The sequence below is a fragment of the Acidisoma sp. C75 genome, assembly GCF_054665095.1.
Window position 1 is genome coordinate 239,106 of the sequence record NZ_BAAFHD010000005.1, and the last position, 15,459, is coordinate 254,564.

Annotated in this window: 8 protein-coding genes; 6 read left to right on the forward strand and 2 right to left on the reverse strand. The window is 68.1% G+C overall.

What is annotated here, in order from left to right:
* Window positions 1–77: 77 nt before the first annotated feature.
* The gene (gene treY / locus ACYQ7X_RS09040) at window positions 78–2,636 is read right to left on the reverse strand and encodes a malto-oligosyltrehalose synthase (protein WP_459696646.1); all 2,559 of its coding nucleotides are present in this window, start codon (window positions 2,634–2,636) and stop codon (window positions 78–80) included.
* 374 nt (window positions 2,637–3,010) lie between these two features.
* On the opposite strand from treY, the gene ACYQ7X_RS09045 reads away from it, so the two are divergent.
* The 4 genes from ACYQ7X_RS09045 to glgX all read left to right on the forward strand — a co-directional run bounded on the left by ACYQ7X_RS09045 (window position 3,011) and on the right by glgX (window position 13,566).
* Window positions 3,011–5,524: a glycogen/starch/alpha-glucan phosphorylase gene (locus tag ACYQ7X_RS09045; RefSeq protein WP_459696647.1), complete on the forward strand. Its 2,514-nt coding sequence runs from the start codon at window positions 3,011–3,013 to the stop codon at window positions 5,522–5,524.
* 71 nt (window positions 5,525–5,595) lie between these two features.
* Window positions 5,596–7,779 carry a 1,4-alpha-glucan branching protein GlgB gene (gene glgB / locus ACYQ7X_RS09050; RefSeq protein WP_459696648.1) on the forward strand — a complete coding sequence of 728 codons (2,184 nt, stop codon included), beginning with the start codon at window positions 5,596–5,598 and terminating at the stop codon, window positions 7,777–7,779.
* A gap of 58 nt (window positions 7,780–7,837) precedes the next feature.
* Complete coding sequence (gene glgA / locus ACYQ7X_RS09055; RefSeq protein ID WP_459696700.1) at window positions 7,838–9,304, forward strand: glycogen synthase GlgA; 1,467 nt, start codon at window positions 7,838–7,840, stop codon at window positions 9,302–9,304.
* Window positions 9,301–13,566 (forward strand): glycogen debranching protein GlgX, encoded by a 4,266-nt coding sequence (gene glgX, locus ACYQ7X_RS09060; RefSeq protein WP_459696650.1) that lies wholly within the window; start codon window positions 9,301–9,303, stop codon window positions 13,564–13,566. Before glgA ends, glgX begins: the two co-directional genes overlap by 4 nt.
* A 27-nt stretch (window positions 13,567–13,593) precedes the next feature.
* Here glgX and ACYQ7X_RS09065 read toward each other — a convergent pair whose 3' ends face one another.
* A complete protein-coding gene (locus ACYQ7X_RS09065; RefSeq protein ID WP_459696651.1) occupies window positions 13,594–14,250 on the reverse strand; it encodes a uracil-DNA glycosylase in 657 nt (218 codons plus the stop codon).
* A gap of 141 nt (window positions 14,251–14,391) precedes the next feature.
* Here ACYQ7X_RS09065 and folK point away from each other — a divergent pair, with 141 nt between their 5' ends.
* Window positions 14,392–14,892 (forward strand): 2-amino-4-hydroxy-6-hydroxymethyldihydropteridine diphosphokinase, encoded by a 501-nt coding sequence (folK, locus tag ACYQ7X_RS09070; RefSeq protein ID WP_459696652.1) that lies wholly within the window; start codon window positions 14,392–14,394, stop codon window positions 14,890–14,892.
* A gap of 131 nt (window positions 14,893–15,023) precedes the next feature.
* Entirely contained in the window at window positions 15,024–15,422 is a 399-nt protein-coding gene (rpoZ, locus tag ACYQ7X_RS09075) for a DNA-directed RNA polymerase subunit omega (RefSeq protein ID WP_459696653.1), read from the forward strand.
* Window positions 15,423–15,459 lie beyond the last annotated feature (37 nt).

Sequence of the window (15,459 nt, forward strand, 5' to 3'; positions counted from 1 at the left end):
TCCCGTCACCGCATCGCAACCATGCCATGGTGCGGTGCGATGACGGCGGCAGGCAAGGACTTCCTGAGCGAGCTTGCTTAGCGAGCCTGGGCGACCAGGCCGGGAAATGTGCTGCCTGCGCCGCCGGTGGGGCCGAGCGGCGCGAGGATCTGCCAGTGCTTGCCGGCCGGTGCGGAGGGTAGCGGCGGCGCCGGGCGGGCCGCCAAGCTGCGGATCGGCACCATCACGGCCAGGCTCTCTTCCTGATAGCTGCGGGTGAAGCCGAGCCAGCCGGCCGGCAGATCGAGCGGCCGGTAATCTCCCCGCGCGAAGAGGGCAGGGCTTTCCTGGCGGAGCGCCAGCAGCGCGCGGGTCCAGCGCAGGCGGGTTTCCCCGCTCTTGTCCTGTGCGAGGCGGGGCGCCTCCGCCGTCTCCAGCATCGCCGCGCGCGCCGGGTAATCGACCGGGCGGCGATTGTCCGGGTCCACCAGGGTGAAATCCCAAAGCTCGGTGCCCTGGTAGATATCCGGCGTGCCGGGCAGCGTCATCTGCAGGATGGTGGCGGAGAGGGTGGCGCTGCGCGCGCCCGGATCGATCTCGGCGACAAGCTGGCCGAGCGCCTGACGGAAGGTGGCGGCGCGCTCCTCCCGCAGCAAAGCGCGGCCGAAGGCCTGCACGGCGGCCTCATAGGCCTCGTTCGGATGGTCCCAGAAACTATGGCGCTTGGCTTCCCGCATCGCCTTGGTGAGGAATTCCGCGAGCCTCTCCTCACTGATCGGCCAGGCGCCGAGCAGCGTCTGGTAGATCAGCCATTCGTCCAGCGGATCAGGCGCTTCGCCGCCCGGCAGCGTCGTCCGCAGTGCCTTGTTCTGGGCGTGCCACGCCTCGAAGCGAGCGATCCAGCCGGCGGCATCCTCGGCCAGGATGGCGATGCGCGCCCGGGTGGCGGCGCCGCGCTTCGTATCATGCGTCGCAAGCGGAATGAGGTCCGCCGCCCTGGCCGCCGCGCGGTTCTCCTGGATCGCATGGAAGGCGGCCGGGGTGAGCCAGGGGGCGGCGAGATCGCCGCCGACCTCGCCGGTCGCGGCCAGCGCCACGCTCCGATAGAATTCGGTATCTTCGAGCCCCTTGGCCATGGCCGGGCCGCTAAGCTGCTGGAAGCGCCGCAGGAAGGTCTCCTCCGGCGTGCCGGCGCCGGCCTTTTGCAGCCGCGCGAGCAGCCGCCCGGCGAGTTCCGCGGCCCAAGGCTCATCCCGCGCGGTGAGCGCGGCCATGGTCTGCTGCCAGATCGCCGCATCGGCCGCATCGCTCGCTGCATCGGCGCCATAGGCGCGATAGACCGGGCAATGAACGAGCAGGGCGATCACCGCCTCGCGGAGCGTCGCGGGGCCGAATTCCGGCCCTTCCGCCGCGCCTTCCATAATGATGCGGGCAAGCTCGGCGAGCGCCTCCACCTCGCCGGCGAAGCTCCGCCGCAGCATCAGCGCCTTGGCGGCTGCGAGGCGCGCGGCAGGTTCGGGGGCCAGCAGCCGCCGTTCGACGAGGTAACGGTCGAGCGTGCGGAACCCGTCGGGCTCGACGAAGAGGCCCTGGATATCCTGCAGCCGCTCATAGCCTGTGGTGCCGGTGATCGGCCAGTCGCGCAGCGGCTCGCCGCGGGCGAGGATCTTTTCGATGAGGATGATCGCCTCCGGCCCGGCCTCATCGCGCAGGCGCCGGCAATAGGCCGCGGGGTCGGACAGCCCGTCGATATGATCGACGCGCAGCCCCTCGATCAACCCCTCCCGCAGCAGGCCGAGCGGCACCGCATGGACGAGATCGAAGACCGCAGGGTCTTCCACGCGCAGCCCGATCAGCCCGGTGATGTTGAAGAAGCGGCGATAGGTCAGCCGGTCCACCTCCGCCCGCCAATGGGTGAGCCGCCAATGCTGGCGGGCGAGCACGCCCGCCACATCCATCTGGCTGAGTGCGTCTTCGAGCTTGGCGCGATGCCGTGCGTCGAGGCCGCTCAGGCCCTGCCGCGCGCGGGCGACCGTTTCGGCTTCCTCCGAGAGCCGGCCATCGAGCGAGAGCCAGAGGCGCGAGAGGCCGGAGAGCGCGCCCTCATCCTCGGCATCGGCAATCTGCAAGGCGGCGGCGACCGTTTCCGGGCGGAGCGGCCAGGCCTGCTCGTAATAGCGGGCGAGGATGCGGCCCGCCGCCCAATCGACGCCGAGGGTGATCTCGCCCGCCTCCAGGCTGTCGGCGAAGGTCTGGCCGAGGGCCGGTACCGTCACCCGGCCACGCGCCCAATCGATGTCGAAGATCGTGCCGGCCGGCCCGGCCGCGCCGAATTCCAGCGCCTCCATCCAGAGCGGATTGGCCATATCGACCGCGAGATGATTGGGCACGATGTCGAGGATGATGCCGAGGCCCTGCGCATGCGCCGCCGCGCTCAAGGCGCGAAACCCGGCCTCGCCGCCAAGTTCCGGGTTGATCAGCCGCGGATCGGTGCCGTCATAGCCATGGGTGGAGCCGGGGCGCGCGGCGAGGATGGGAGAGAGGTAGAGGTGGCTGATGCCAAGCCGCGCGAGATAGGGCAGCACCGCCTCGGCATCGGCGAAGGTGAAACCGCTGTGCAGCTGAAGCCGATAGGTGGCGCGAAGCGGAAGGGGCATGGGGCGGGTCTCGCGGTCCGAGGGCGGGGAGCGGCACGGCGCCGCAAGGCCCCGGATGACGGAGCGGAGCCCGGGGGCAGCGGTGTTCCCTATTTGGGAGGGATCGGCGCATCGTCCAGCCACCCCGATCGCGGAAGTCGCAAGCCGGGCAAGGCGGCTTGCCGCGCACCCCGCTTCGGGGGGCGTTCGACGGTGCCCCCCGCGCCGCTCCAGCGGGCCGGTTGCCATGCCATGGTCATGCGCCAGCGGGCAGAAATCACTTTCCATCACGCCCGATCCTGCGCAAGCTAGCTCGGTTCCCGGGGTGCCGAAGCCGCCGCCGCCACGGCCTTGTGATCCGCCCCCGCCTGCTTCATCGCCGAGGAGAGAGTTCTGTGACGCCAGAGGTTGAGACGCCGACCCCTCACGCCACGCTGACGGCCTATCGAGACGAAACCCCCGCTGAAATCCGGGCGCGGGAGGTGGGTGACATGCGCGCCGCGATCGAGCAGAAGCTGCACTACCAGGTTGGCAAGGCGCGGGTCGCCGCCAATAACCGCGATTGGTATGTGGCGACCGCGCTCGCCGTGCGGGATCGTGTGGTCGATGGCTGGCACCGGAGCACGGACGCCACCTATTCCTCCGGCGCCAAGCGCGTCTATTACATGTCGCTCGAATTCCTCATCGGGCGGCTTTTACGGGATAATCTCGGCAATCTCGGCTTGGGCGAGATCGTGCGCGGTGCGCTCGACCAACTCGGCGTCGATTTCGACGCGGTGCGCGAGGTGGAGCCCGATGCGGCACTCGGCAATGGCGGCCTCGGCCGGCTCGCTGCCTGCTATCTCGAAAGCATGTCGAGCCTCGCGATCCCCGCCATCGGCTACGGCATCCGCTACGATCACGGCCTTTTCCGCCAGATCGTCAAGAACGGCTACCAGCAGGAATACCCCGAGGACTGGCTTGAACTCGGCAGCCCCTGGCAGTTCGAGCGGCCGGAAATTTCCTACGATATCGGCTTCGGCGGCGAAGTCGCGATGGTTTCGGATTCAGACAGTCTTGCCGAACATGTCTGGCATCCGGCGGAGCGCGTCTCGGCTATCGCTTACGATATCCCGATCGTCGGCTGGCGCGGGCGGCATGTCAACGCGCTTCGGCTGTGGTCGGCCCGCGCGGTCGATCCGATCCGCCTCGATGCCTTCAACCAGGGCGATCATGTCGGCGCGCTGAGCGAGCGCGCGCGGGTCGAGGCGATCTCCCGCGTGCTTTATCCAAGCGACGAGACCCCGGCCGGCCAGGAGCTGCGGCTGCGCCAGGAATATTTCTTCGCCGCCGCCAGCCTGCAGGATCTTATCCGCCGCCATCTGCGCTCCTTCGATACGATCGAGAGCCTGCACGAGAAGGCGGCGATCCAGCTCAACGATACGCATCCCTCGATCGCGGTGATCGAGCTGATGCGCATCCTCGTCGATATCCACAAGGTGCCCTGGACCCAGGCCTGGGACATCACCCGCAAGACCTTCTGCTACACCAACCACACCCTGCTGCCCGAGGCGCTGGAGACCTGGCCCGTTTCGCTGATGGAGCGGCTGCTGCCGCGCCACATGCAGATCATCTACCTGCTCAACCTCATGTTCCTCGATGAGGTGAAGCATAAATTCCCCGAGGATATCGCGATCATGAGCAGCCTGTCGCTGCTCGACGAAACCCATGGCCGGCGCGTGCGCATGGGCAATATCGCCTTCCTCGGCTCGCATAAGGTCAATGGCGTCTCCGCGCTTCATACCGATCTGATGCGCGAGACGGTGTTTCACGACTTCAACCGCATGTATCCGGACCGGATCAACAACAAGACCAACGGCATCACTTTCCGCCGCTGGCTCTATCAGTCGAACCCCGGGCTCACGGCGCTCATCACCGATGCGATCGGGCCCGCCTTCCTTGATGATGAGATGGCGCTTGCCAAGCTCGCGCCTCTCGCGGCGGATGCGGCGTTTCAGGAGAAATTCGCCGCCGTCAAGCAGGCGAACAAGGTGCAGCTGGCGCGGCTGGTGCGCGAGCGGGTGGGCGTGCGGCTGAACCCCCATGCGATGTTCGATGTGCAGATCAAGCGCATTCACGAATATAAGCGCCAGCTGCTCAACATTCTCGAAACCATCGCGCTCTACAACGCGATCCGCGCCCAGCCGATGCGCGATTGGCAGCCGCGGGTGAAGATCTTCGCCGGCAAGGCGGCGCCGAGCTATCACCGCGCCAAGCTCATCATCAAGCTTGCCCATGATGTGGCGCGGGTGATCAATAGCGACCCGACGCTGCGGGAGGCGCTCAAGGTCGTGTTCCTGCCGAACTACAATGTGAGCCTCGCCGAGGTGGTGATCCCGGCGGCTGATCTCTCGGAGCAGATCTCGACCGCTGGGATGGAGGCGTCGGGCACCGGCAACATGAAGTTCGGCCTCAACGGCGCGCTGACCATCGGCACGCTCGACGGCGCCAATGTCGAGATGCTCGAGCATGTCGGAGCCGAGAATATCTTCATCTTCGGCATGACGGCGGAGGAGGTGGCTGCACAGCGCGCGCGGACGATTGATTCCTCCGAAATCATCGCCAAGTCGGAGATGTTGCAGGAAGTTTTGAGTGCGATCGAGAATGGCAATTTCAGCCCGGACGAGCCCGGGCGCTACCGCGGCCTGGTCGAGGCGGTGCGCTACCACGACTACTTCATGGTGGCGGCCGATTTCGACGCCTATTATCAGCGGCAGCGGGATGTTGCGGAATGCTGGCGCCAGCCTTCTGTCTGGCGCCACTCGGCCGTGCTCAATACCGCCGGCATGGGCTTCTTCTCCTCGGACCGCGCCATCCGGGACTATGCGCATGAGCTGTGGGGCGTGCCGACCTGGCCCCATGAGGGATAACACAACGCGGGGGAACCGTGGCCAAATCAGAGCGTGAACGCGGCGGCATCCGTCGGGTGCAGGATTGGCGGGTGAGCAGTGCTGACCTGCAGGCGATTCTCGGTGCCCGCCACGGCGATCCTTTCGGCATCCTCGGGCCGCATGTGACCGATGCGGGTCTCGCGATCCGCGCCTTTGTGCCGCATGCCGAGGAGCTTGCCGCCATCACGCCCGACGGCACCTTGCTCGCCAATCTCGCCTGCAAGCATCCGCACGGCTTCTTCGAAGGGCTGGTGCCGGCGCTCTCGCCGGGGGCGCCCTATAAGCTGCGCGCCCGCAACAGCGGCGGCGTGTGGGAATTTTACGATCCCTATGCCTTTCCGCCGGTGCTCGGCCCGATGGACGATTATCTCTTCGCCGAAGGCACCCATAACCGCGTCTATAGCCGGCTCGGTGCCCATGTGATGGAGCATGAGGGCGTGGCCGGCGTGCATTTCGCGGTTTGGGCCCCCAATGCCCGCCGCGTCGCGGTGGTGGGGGATTTCAACACCTGGGATGGAAGGCGCCACCAGATGCGGCGCCGCCACGGGCCCGGGGTGTGGGAGATCTTCGCTCCCGAGGTCGGCGAGGGCACGGCCTATAAATACGAAATCGTCGGCCCCCAGGGCGAGCTTCTGCCGCTGAAGGCCGATCCGGTCGGCTTTTCTGCCGAATACCGCCCGGCGACCGCCTCCGTCGTCGCGCGGATCGACCGTTTCGCCTGGGATGATGCGGCCCACCTCGCCGCGCGCGCCGCGGGCGATCCGCGCCGCAAGCCGATGGCGATCTACGAGGTGCATCTCGGCTCCTGGCAGCGGGGCGAGAATGGTCGGTTCCTGACCTATGACGAGCTGGCCGAGCGTCTCGTGCCCTATGCGCGGGATATGGGCTTCACCCATCTCGAACTCATGCCGATCACCGAGCATCCGCTCGATGCCTCCTGGGGCTATCAGCCGGTGGGGCTCTTCGCGCCGACCCGCCGCTTCGGCGATCCGGCAGGCTTCGCGCGCTTCGTGGATGCCGCGCATCGCGCCGGGCTCGGCGTGCTGCTCGACTGGGTGCCCGCGCATTTCCCGACCGATGCGCACGGCCTCGCCCGTTTCGACGGCACCCATCTCTACGAGCATGAGGATATGCGGCGCGGCTTCCATCCCGATTGGAACACTGCCATCTTCAATTTCAGCCGGCACGAGGTGTCCGCCACCCTCGTCTCCAACGCCCTTTACTGGTTCGATGTCTTTCACATCGACGGGCTGCGGGTCGATGCTGTCGCCTCCATGCTCTATCTCGACTATTCTCGCAAGGCGGGCGAGTGGGTGCCGAACGAGGACGGCTCGAACGACAATCGCGAGGCGGTGGCCTTCCTGCGCCGGGTCAACGAACTCGCCTATGCGAGCTTTCCGGGCACGACGATGATTGCTGAGGAATCAACCGCCTGGGCCGGCGTCTCGGCGCCGACCTATCTCGGCGGCCTCGGCTTCGGCTTCAAGTGGAATATGGGCTGGATGCACGACACGCTGGATTACATGGCGCATGATCCGGTGCATCGCAAATGGTGCCATGACCGCATGACCTTCGGTCTCATCTATGCCTTCAGCGAGAATTTTGTCCTGCCGCTGTCGCATGATGAGGTGGTGTACGGCAAGAAGTCGCTGCTCGGCCGCATGCCGGGGGATGAGTGGCAGAGGTTTGCCAATCTGCGCGCCTATTACGGCTTCATGTGGGCCCAGCCCGGCAAGAAGCTCATTTTCATGGGAGGCGAGTTCGGCCATGGCGGCGAGTGGCAATTCGATGGCGCGCTCGATTGGCACGAGATAGAGCACCCGCTGCACGCCGGCGTGCAGGCGCTGGTGCGCGATCTCAACCATCTCTATCGCGCGGTGCCGGCGTTGCATCAGCTGGATTGCGAGCCGCAGGGCTTCCGCTGGATCGTCTCCGACGATGCCGAGCAATCGGTGTTCGCCTGGCTGCGCAGCGGCGATGGCGAGGATGGCGCGCCCGTCGCCGTCGTCTCCCATTTCACCCCTGTCCTGCGGGAAGGCTATCGCATCGGCCTGCCTTTCGCGGGGCGCTGGCGAGAGATCCTCAACTCGGATGCGGCGTTCTACGGCGGCGGCAACCAGGGCAATGGCGGCGCGGTCTGGGCGGAGGCGGTGGAAAGCCACGGCTTCCCGGCCTCCGCACTCATCACCGTGCCACCGCTGGCGACGGTCTATTTTCAATACGATCCCGAATAGCCGGCGCGATGCGGTCGGCAGGCGGGGGGGCGGAGGCGGAGTTCGGGTGACAGCGCAAATCTCCGTGCTCTCGGTCGTGTCCGAGATCTATCCCTTCGTCAAGACCGGCGGGCTCGCCGATGTCGCGGGCTCGTTGCCGCTCTTTCTCAAGCCCGAAGGGATCGCCATCACCTCGCTGATGCCGGGCTACCGGCCGGTGATGGCGCAGATCGGGCATTTCACGGAGATCCATTGGATCGCCGATCTCTTCGGCGGCCCCGCCAGGCTGCTGCGCGGCGTCGCCCATGGGCTTGATCTCATCGTCATCGCCGCACCGCATCTCTACGATCGGCCCGGCACGCCCTATCAGTCCCCCGATGGCGAGGATTGGCCGGACAACGCTTTGCGCTTCGCGGCGCTCGCCGCCGTCGGTGCGGCGATCGGCCTCGGGGAGGTCGCCTCCTTCCGGCCGCATATCGTGCAGGCGCATGATTGGCAGGCCGGGCTCACCCCCGCCTTCATGCATTACCGGGCCCAGGCGGGGGGGCGAGCGCGGGCTGCCACCATCCTCACCATCCACAACCTCGCCTTCCAGGGCCAATACGCGCCCGAACTTCGCGAAAAACTCGGCCTGCCGCCGGAGGCGATGGGGGTTGACGGCGTCGAATATTACGGCGGGATCGGCTTCCTCAAGGCCGGCATCCAGTTCGCCGATCGCATCACCACCGTCTCGCCCAAATATGCCGAGGAGATCGCCACCAACCAGGGCGGCATGGGCTTGGGCGGTCTGTTGCGGGATCGCATCGGAGATCTGCGGGGTATCCTCAACGGGATCGACGAGAATGTCTGGAACCCCTCGACCGATCCGCTGATCGCCGCCAAGTTCGACCGGCTGCATATCAAGCCGCGCCGGATCAACAAGGTGAGCCTGCAACAGCGTGCGGGGCTACGCAAGGATGCCGATATCCTGCTCTTCGGCCTTGTCAGCCGCCTCACCTGGCAGAAGGGGATCGACATGGTGCTGGATGCGCTGCCGCTCATCCTCGGCACTGGCGCCCAGGTCGCCTTCATCGGCCAGGGCGAGCGGGCGATGGAGCGCGCGGTGCGCGATGCTGTCACCGCCTATCCCGGGCGGGTCGGCTGCGTCATCGGCTATAGCGAGGAACTCGGCCACCTCATGCAGGCGGGGGCGGATGCGATCCTGCTGCCCTCGCGCTTCGAGCCGTGCGGCCTCACCCAGCTCTATGCCTTGCGCTATGGCGCCATCCCCGTCGTCGCGCGGGTCGGCGGGCTTTCGGATACGGTGATTGATGTGAACGAGATGGCGCGCGCGGAAGGGATCGGCACGGGCGTGCAGTTCCATCCCCCCACGGTCGAGATGCTGGAATCGGCGGTGCTGCGCGTCGCTTCCCTCTGGCGCAAGCCCGCCATCTGGCGGCGCATCCAGCGCAACGGCATGCGCACGGATGTTTCCTGGCGGCGCTCCGCCCGGCTTTATGCCGAGCTTTACGCTGAACTCGCCACCCTCTCGGAGATCGCGGCATGAGCGGGCGCAGCGTTGGCGCGGGGCGGATCGAACCGCTTGGCGTTTCCCTCACCGAAGACGGCATCAATATCGCCGTATTCTCGACCCATGCGACGGCGATCGAGCTTTGCCTCTTCGACGAGGCGGGGGAGCGTGAGGTTGAGCGGATCCTGCTGCCGGCGCGCTCCTACGATATCTTCCACGGCGCCATTGGCGGCATCACCGCGGGCACCCGCTACGGCTTGCGGGCCTATGGGCCCTGGGCGCCGGCGGAGGGGCATCGCTTCAACCCGAGCAAGCTGCTGATCGACCCTTACGCGACCCGACTGGACCGGCCGCTCGTGCTGCATCCCGCGATGTTCGACTGGCCGCCTGGCACCGAGATGGGCGCGCCGCCCAACCGGGAGGACAGTGCTCCCTTCATGCCGAAGGCGATCATCGAGGCGGCGGACCCGAGCCCCGCTTTGCCGCCCCTCTCCTGGCAGCGGCAGGTGATCTACGAAATGCATGTGCGCGGCTTTTCCCGCCAGCGCGGCGACATCGCGGAGCCCCTGCGCGGCACCTATGCCGCCTTGCGGGAAGCGCCCTTGCTCGATCATCTGAGCACCCTCGATATCGGCGCGGTCGAATTCCTGCCCTCCTCCGCCTGGCTTGACGAGCGGCATCTGCCGCCGCTCGGCCTCACCAACTACTGGGGATACAATCCCGTCGCTTATCTCGCGCCCGATCCGCGCCTCGCCCCCGGCGGCTTCGCCGAGATTCGTGCCGCGACCGAGGCGCTGCGCGAACGTGGCATCGCCGCCCTCCTCGATGTGGTCTTCAACCATACCGGCGAGGGGGATGCGATGGGCCCCACCGTTTCCTTCCGCGGGCTCGACCATCGCAGCTATTACCGCTTCCTGCCCGATCAGCCGGGGGTGCTGGTCAATGATACCGGCTGCGGCAATACGCTGGCGGCCGACCATCCCATGGTCCTGCGGCTCATCATGGATGCCTTGCGCACCTGGTTGCGCCGCGCCGGGCTTTCCGGCTTCCGCTTCGATCTGGCGAGCACGATCGCCCGCAATCCGTACGAATTCGCCCATCGCGCGCCTTTCCTGCAGGCGGTGGCGCAAGACCCCGCGCTGCATGGCGCGGCGATGATCGCCGAACCCTGGGATGTGGGGCCGGGCGGCTACCAACTCGGTGGCTTTCCGGCCCCCTGGGGCGAGTGGAACGACCGTTTTCGCGATACCATGCGCCGCTTCTGGCGCGGCGATGCGGGCATGATCGGGGAGGTGGCGACGCGCTTCGCCGGCTCCTCCGACATCTTCGGCCAGGCGGTGCATCAGCCTTCGCGCAGCATCAACTTCATCACCGCGCATGACGGCTTCACCCTCGCCGATCTCGTCTCCTATGCCGGCAAGCATAACGAGGCGAATGGCGAGCAGAACCGCGACGGCACGAGCGACAATCTCTCCTGGAACCACGGCGTCGAGGGGCCGAGCGAGGATCCCGCGCTGCGCGCCGCGCGGCTTTCGGATATCCGCGCCATGCTCGGCACGCTGCTCCTTGCCCATGGCACGCCGATGCTCGCGGCGGGGGACGAGCTGGGGCGCAGCCAGCAGGGCAACAATAATGCCTATGCTCAGGATACGCCGCTGTCCTGGCTGGACTGGGCGGCGGCGGATCGCGGGCTCGCCGCCTTCACCGCCCGGCTGATCCGCGCCCGGCGCGCCTGCCCGGCGCTCACCGCGCTCGCGCATCTCACGGGGGGCCCGCTCGACGAGACGCTGCTGCCCGATGTCGTCTGGCGGCGGCCGGATGGCGGGGAAATGCGGATCGAGGATTGGCAGAACCCCGAGCACCGCACCCTCATCGCCGATCTCTACCGGCCGGTGCCGGGAGAGGCGGGCAGCCGCGCCCTGGTGGTGCTGCATGCCGGCTGGCAGGGCTTCGATCTCACCCTGCCGCCGCCGCGCCCGGGCCATGTCTGGCGGCGCGAGATCGACAGCGCCGCACCGGAGGCTGGGCCCGTCGTATCCCTCCGCATGCTGGGCGTCGAGCCGCGGACCGCGCTGCTGCTGATCGAGGAGGCGGAGCCCGCGGCCCCGGCCATCCTGCCGGAATCGACGCTCGCCCGGGTGCGGGCGGATGAGCGTGGCAGCCTCGCGACCTTGGCGGCCGCCGCTGGCCTCGCCCCCCATTGGTGGGATATCGCGGGGCAGAACCATCGCGTGCCGGAAGCGAGCGAGCGGGCGCTGCTCAGCGCCATGCGCCTGCCGGCGGAGAATGCCGCCGAGATTGCCCGTAGCCTGGACGATCTTTCCCGCCGCACCAGTTTCGCGCCGCTGCCGGCGAGCATCGTGGTGCGGGAAGGGGAGGCCATCACGGTCACGCTCGGGCCGGCGCTTGCTTCCTTGCCACGCGCGGTTGCGCTCGTGCTCCAACGGGCGGACGGCACGGCGGCGCGCTTCGTGGTGCCGCCGGATGGCGCCGGCGCGGAGAGCCTGCGGGCGCCCGACGGGCGGGAGGGCCGCATCCGCCGCATCGCCTTGCCGGCGCAGCCGGCCGGGCGGCATCGGCTGGTCTGCGAGGATGCGGCGGAGAAAGTCTTCGCCCATCTGATCGTTGCGCCCCGGCGCTGCTTCCTGCCGGCGGAGCTGGCGGAGGGTGGCCGGCGCTTCGGCCTCGCCGCCCACCTCTACGCGCTCCGCCGGGCGGAGGATCAGGGCATCGGGGATTTCACCACCCTCGGGGCACTGGGGGTAGAGACCGCCGCCGTCGGCGGTGCCATCCTCGGCCTCAACCCGCTGCACGCGCTTTTCCCGGAAAATCGCAGCCTCATCAGCCCCTATTCACCCTCCGACCGGCGCTTCCTCGACCCGCTCTATATCGACGTGGCGGCCCTCGGCGCGCTGGCTGGCCTGCCGGCGGTGCGCGCCGCCTTGGACGCGGGTGAGGCGGTATTCGCACCGCTGCGGGGGGCGCACGCGGTCGATTACCCGGCCGTCTGGGCGGCCAAGGAGCCGGTGCTGCGCGCGGCCTTCGCCGCCCTCGCTGTGCTCGGGCCCGATCATCCGGCAGCGGCGGCGCTCGCCGCTTTCCGCGCCGCCGGTGGGCGCGCACTCACCCGCTTCGCGACCTTCCAGGCGATCAGCGCGCGCTATCCCGGGCAAGGCTGGCAGGCCTGGCCGGAAGCCTTGCGGGATCCGGCGGGGCCGGCGGTCCAGGGCTTTGCCGCGGAAGAGGCGGCGGCGGTCGATTTCTTCGCCTTCCTGCAATGGCTCGCCGACCGGCAATTAGCGGAGGCCGATCGCGTGAGCCGCGCGGGCGGGCTCACCCATGGCTTCTATCGGGATCTCGCGGTCGGCACCGCGCCGGTCGGCGCTGAGGCCTGGGCCGAGCAAAATCTACTGATGACCGGGGTTTCCGTGGGCGCCCCGCCCGATCCCTTCTCTCTCGAGGGGCAGAATTGGAACCTGCCGCCGGCCAATCCGCTTGCCATGCAGGCCGAGGGGTATCAGGGCTTCGCCGATCTACTGGCGGCCAATATGCGCCATGCCGGCGCGCTGCGGATCGACCATGTGCTCGGCCTCAACCGCCTCTTCCTCATCCCCGAGGGCGGGAAGCCGGCGGAGGGCGCCTATCTCGCCTATCCTCTGGCCGATCTCTTGGGGATGACGGCCCTCGCTTCGCATGCCGCGCGCTGCCTGGTGGTGGGGGAGGATCTCGGCACCGTGCCGGACGGCGTGCGCGAGGCGATGGCCGATCGTGGCCTGCTCTCCTACAAGGTCTTCTGGTTCGAGCGCGAGGGGGAGCGCTTCAAGCCGCCTTCCGCCTATCCCGAGCTTGCCGCGGCCTGCGTCTCGACGCATGACCTGCCGACGCTTGCGGGCTGGTGGCTCGGCACCGATATCGCCGAGCGGGCGGCGATCGGGCTTGCCGACGAAGCCGCGAGCGAGGCGGCGCGCGCCGCGCGGCTGGCGGAAAAGCGGGTGGCGCTGAGCGCGCTGGCCGATGAGGGGCTCATCGCCGCGCCTGCCTCCTACGATCTCGCCGCGCCGATGCCGGAGGATCTGGCCGCTGCCTTCCACGCCTATGTGGAGCGTGCGCCGGCGGTGCTCGACCTCATCCAGGCGGATGATCTCGGCGGCGAGACCGAGGCGATCAATCTGCCAGGCACCGACCGGGAGCGGCCGAACTGGCAGCGGCGGGTGATGATGCCGGCCGATCAACTCTGGCGTGGTCCGCTCGGCCGGGCGCTTCTCCCGCGGCTTCAGGGGCGGGCGCGGCCGGCTTGAGGCGCGGCCGGCTTAGGCGCGGCCGGCTTAGGCGCGGCCGAGCCGGGTGAGGATGGCGTGGATGACATCCTCGAACATCGCATCCGTCAGCCGGCCGGTATTCGTGTTGTAGCGGGAGACATGGTAGCTGTTCGCGAGGATCAGCCCATCGGGCAATTCGTGCAGCGCGCCATGGCGGAACTTCACGTGGCTCTGCGGAATGCCGCAAGCCTTGAGCACCGCGGTATGGGCGAGCACGCCGAGGGCGAGCGCCACTTCCAGCCGCGGCATGCGCTGCAACTCATGCGTGAGGAAGCGGTTGCAGGTGGTGGTTTCCGCCGGCGTCGGCAGATTGGCAGGCGGCACGCAGCGCACGGCGTTGACGATGCGGCAACTGGTGAGCACCAGCCCATCATCGGCGCGCGCATCGTAGCTGCCCTCGGCGAAGCCGAAGGCGAGCAGCGTTTTGTAAAGGAGAATCCCAGCATGGTCCCCCGTGAAGGGCCGGCCGGTGCGGTTGGCCCCGCGCAGCCCGGGGGCCATGCCGATAATGGCGAGGGGCGCATCCACCGGCCCGAAGCTCGGCACTGGCGCGTTGAACCAATCGGGATGCGCGGCCTGATTCTCCGCCCGGAACGCCGCGAGGCGCGGGCAGAGCGGGCAATCGCGCGGCGGGGCGCCCATATCGGTCAACACTTCAGACATTTCGATGCAACTCTTGCGTGTATTTTGCCAAAGGGTCTTGTGGCACAAGCGTTATGACAGGCCAATGCTTGCCGATGGCTTGCGCCCGGCCGGGGGGAGGGGGGCTTGCGCCCAGGTGCGCGCCTGCGGCAGGGAAGGGCGATGATCCTCGTCGCATTTGGCGCCAACCTGCCCGCACCGGATGGCACCCCGCCCAGGGAGACCTGCTGCCGCGCGATCGCGGCGGTTGCCGCTCTGCCCGGCCTCTCCCTGGAGGCGGTCTCACCCTTCTATGCGAGCGCGCCGATCCCCGTCTCCGACCAGCCTCCTTACATCAACGGCGTGATGCGCCTTGCGGGGGAGGCGGAACCCGCCTGGCTGCTCGATCGGCTGCTGGCGATCGAAACGCGCTTCGGGCGTGCCCGCAGCACTGCCAATGCCGCCCGCAGCCTCGATCTCGACCTCATCGCGATCGACGATCTGCGCCGGGCGCCGCCGCTGCCCGACCCCATACTGCCGCATCCCCGCGCCCATGAGCGGGCCTTCGTGCTGCGCCCGCTCGCCGATGTCGCGCCCGGCTGGGTGCATCCCGCCTTGCACCTCACCGCAGCCGAGCTCCTTGCCCGCCTGCCGCCGCAAGCCATTGAACCGCTGGAGGTATGAAGGCGGCCGCCCTTGGCGGCCGGTGCCGGCGGATGCCTGCCATGCCGCGCGCCCGCCCGCTATTCCTTGCAAGCGCGCGCCGCACTCGCTAGGTAGAAATTTCACTCATCTTTCGTGCGGAGATTGAGCGGATGGCACGCGTCACCGTTGAAGATTGCATTGTGCAGGTTCCCAACCGCTTCGAGCTGGTCCTTCTGGCCTCGCAGCGGGCGCGGAACATCTCGCGCGGCGAGGAGCTGACCGTCGATCGCGACAACGACAAGAATCCCGTCGTCGCCCTGCGTGAAATCGCCGATGAGAAGGTCGATCTCGACCGGCTGGAAGGCGATCTCGTGCGCTCCCTCTCCCGCGCGCCGGAGCCCGAGCCCGCGGATGAAGAGGTCATGGACCTTATCCCGACCGACCAGAACATCTTCGGCTTGCAGGATATCTCGGCCGAGGAAGAGAATGCCCATATGGGCCGTGACGATGGCGGGCTCGATATCGAGGCCGCGATCGAAGCGGAGCTTGGCGGCCGCGGCCGGCGCTGAGCCGCCATGGCGGTTGGCCAACCGCTCTGGCCCTGCC

Excerpts from the sequence above, each read along its gene's own strand:
- treY (WP_459696646.1), bottom strand. The coding sequence starts at position 2,636 with ATGCCCCTTCCGCTTCGCGCCACCTATCGGCTTCAGCTGCACAGCGGT.
- glgX (WP_459696650.1), top strand. The coding sequence starts at position 9,301 with ATGAGCGGGCGCAGCGTTGGCGCGGGGCGGATCGAACCGCTTGGCGTT.
- ACYQ7X_RS09065 (WP_459696651.1), bottom strand. The coding sequence starts at position 14,250 with ATGTCTGAAGTGTTGACCGATATGGGCGCCCCGCCGCGCGATTGCCCG.
- folK (WP_459696652.1), top strand. The coding sequence starts at position 14,392 with ATGATCCTCGTCGCATTTGGCGCCAACCTGCCCGCACCGGATGGCACC.
- rpoZ (WP_459696653.1), top strand. The coding sequence starts at position 15,024 with ATGGCACGCGTCACCGTTGAAGATTGCATTGTGCAGGTTCCCAACCGC.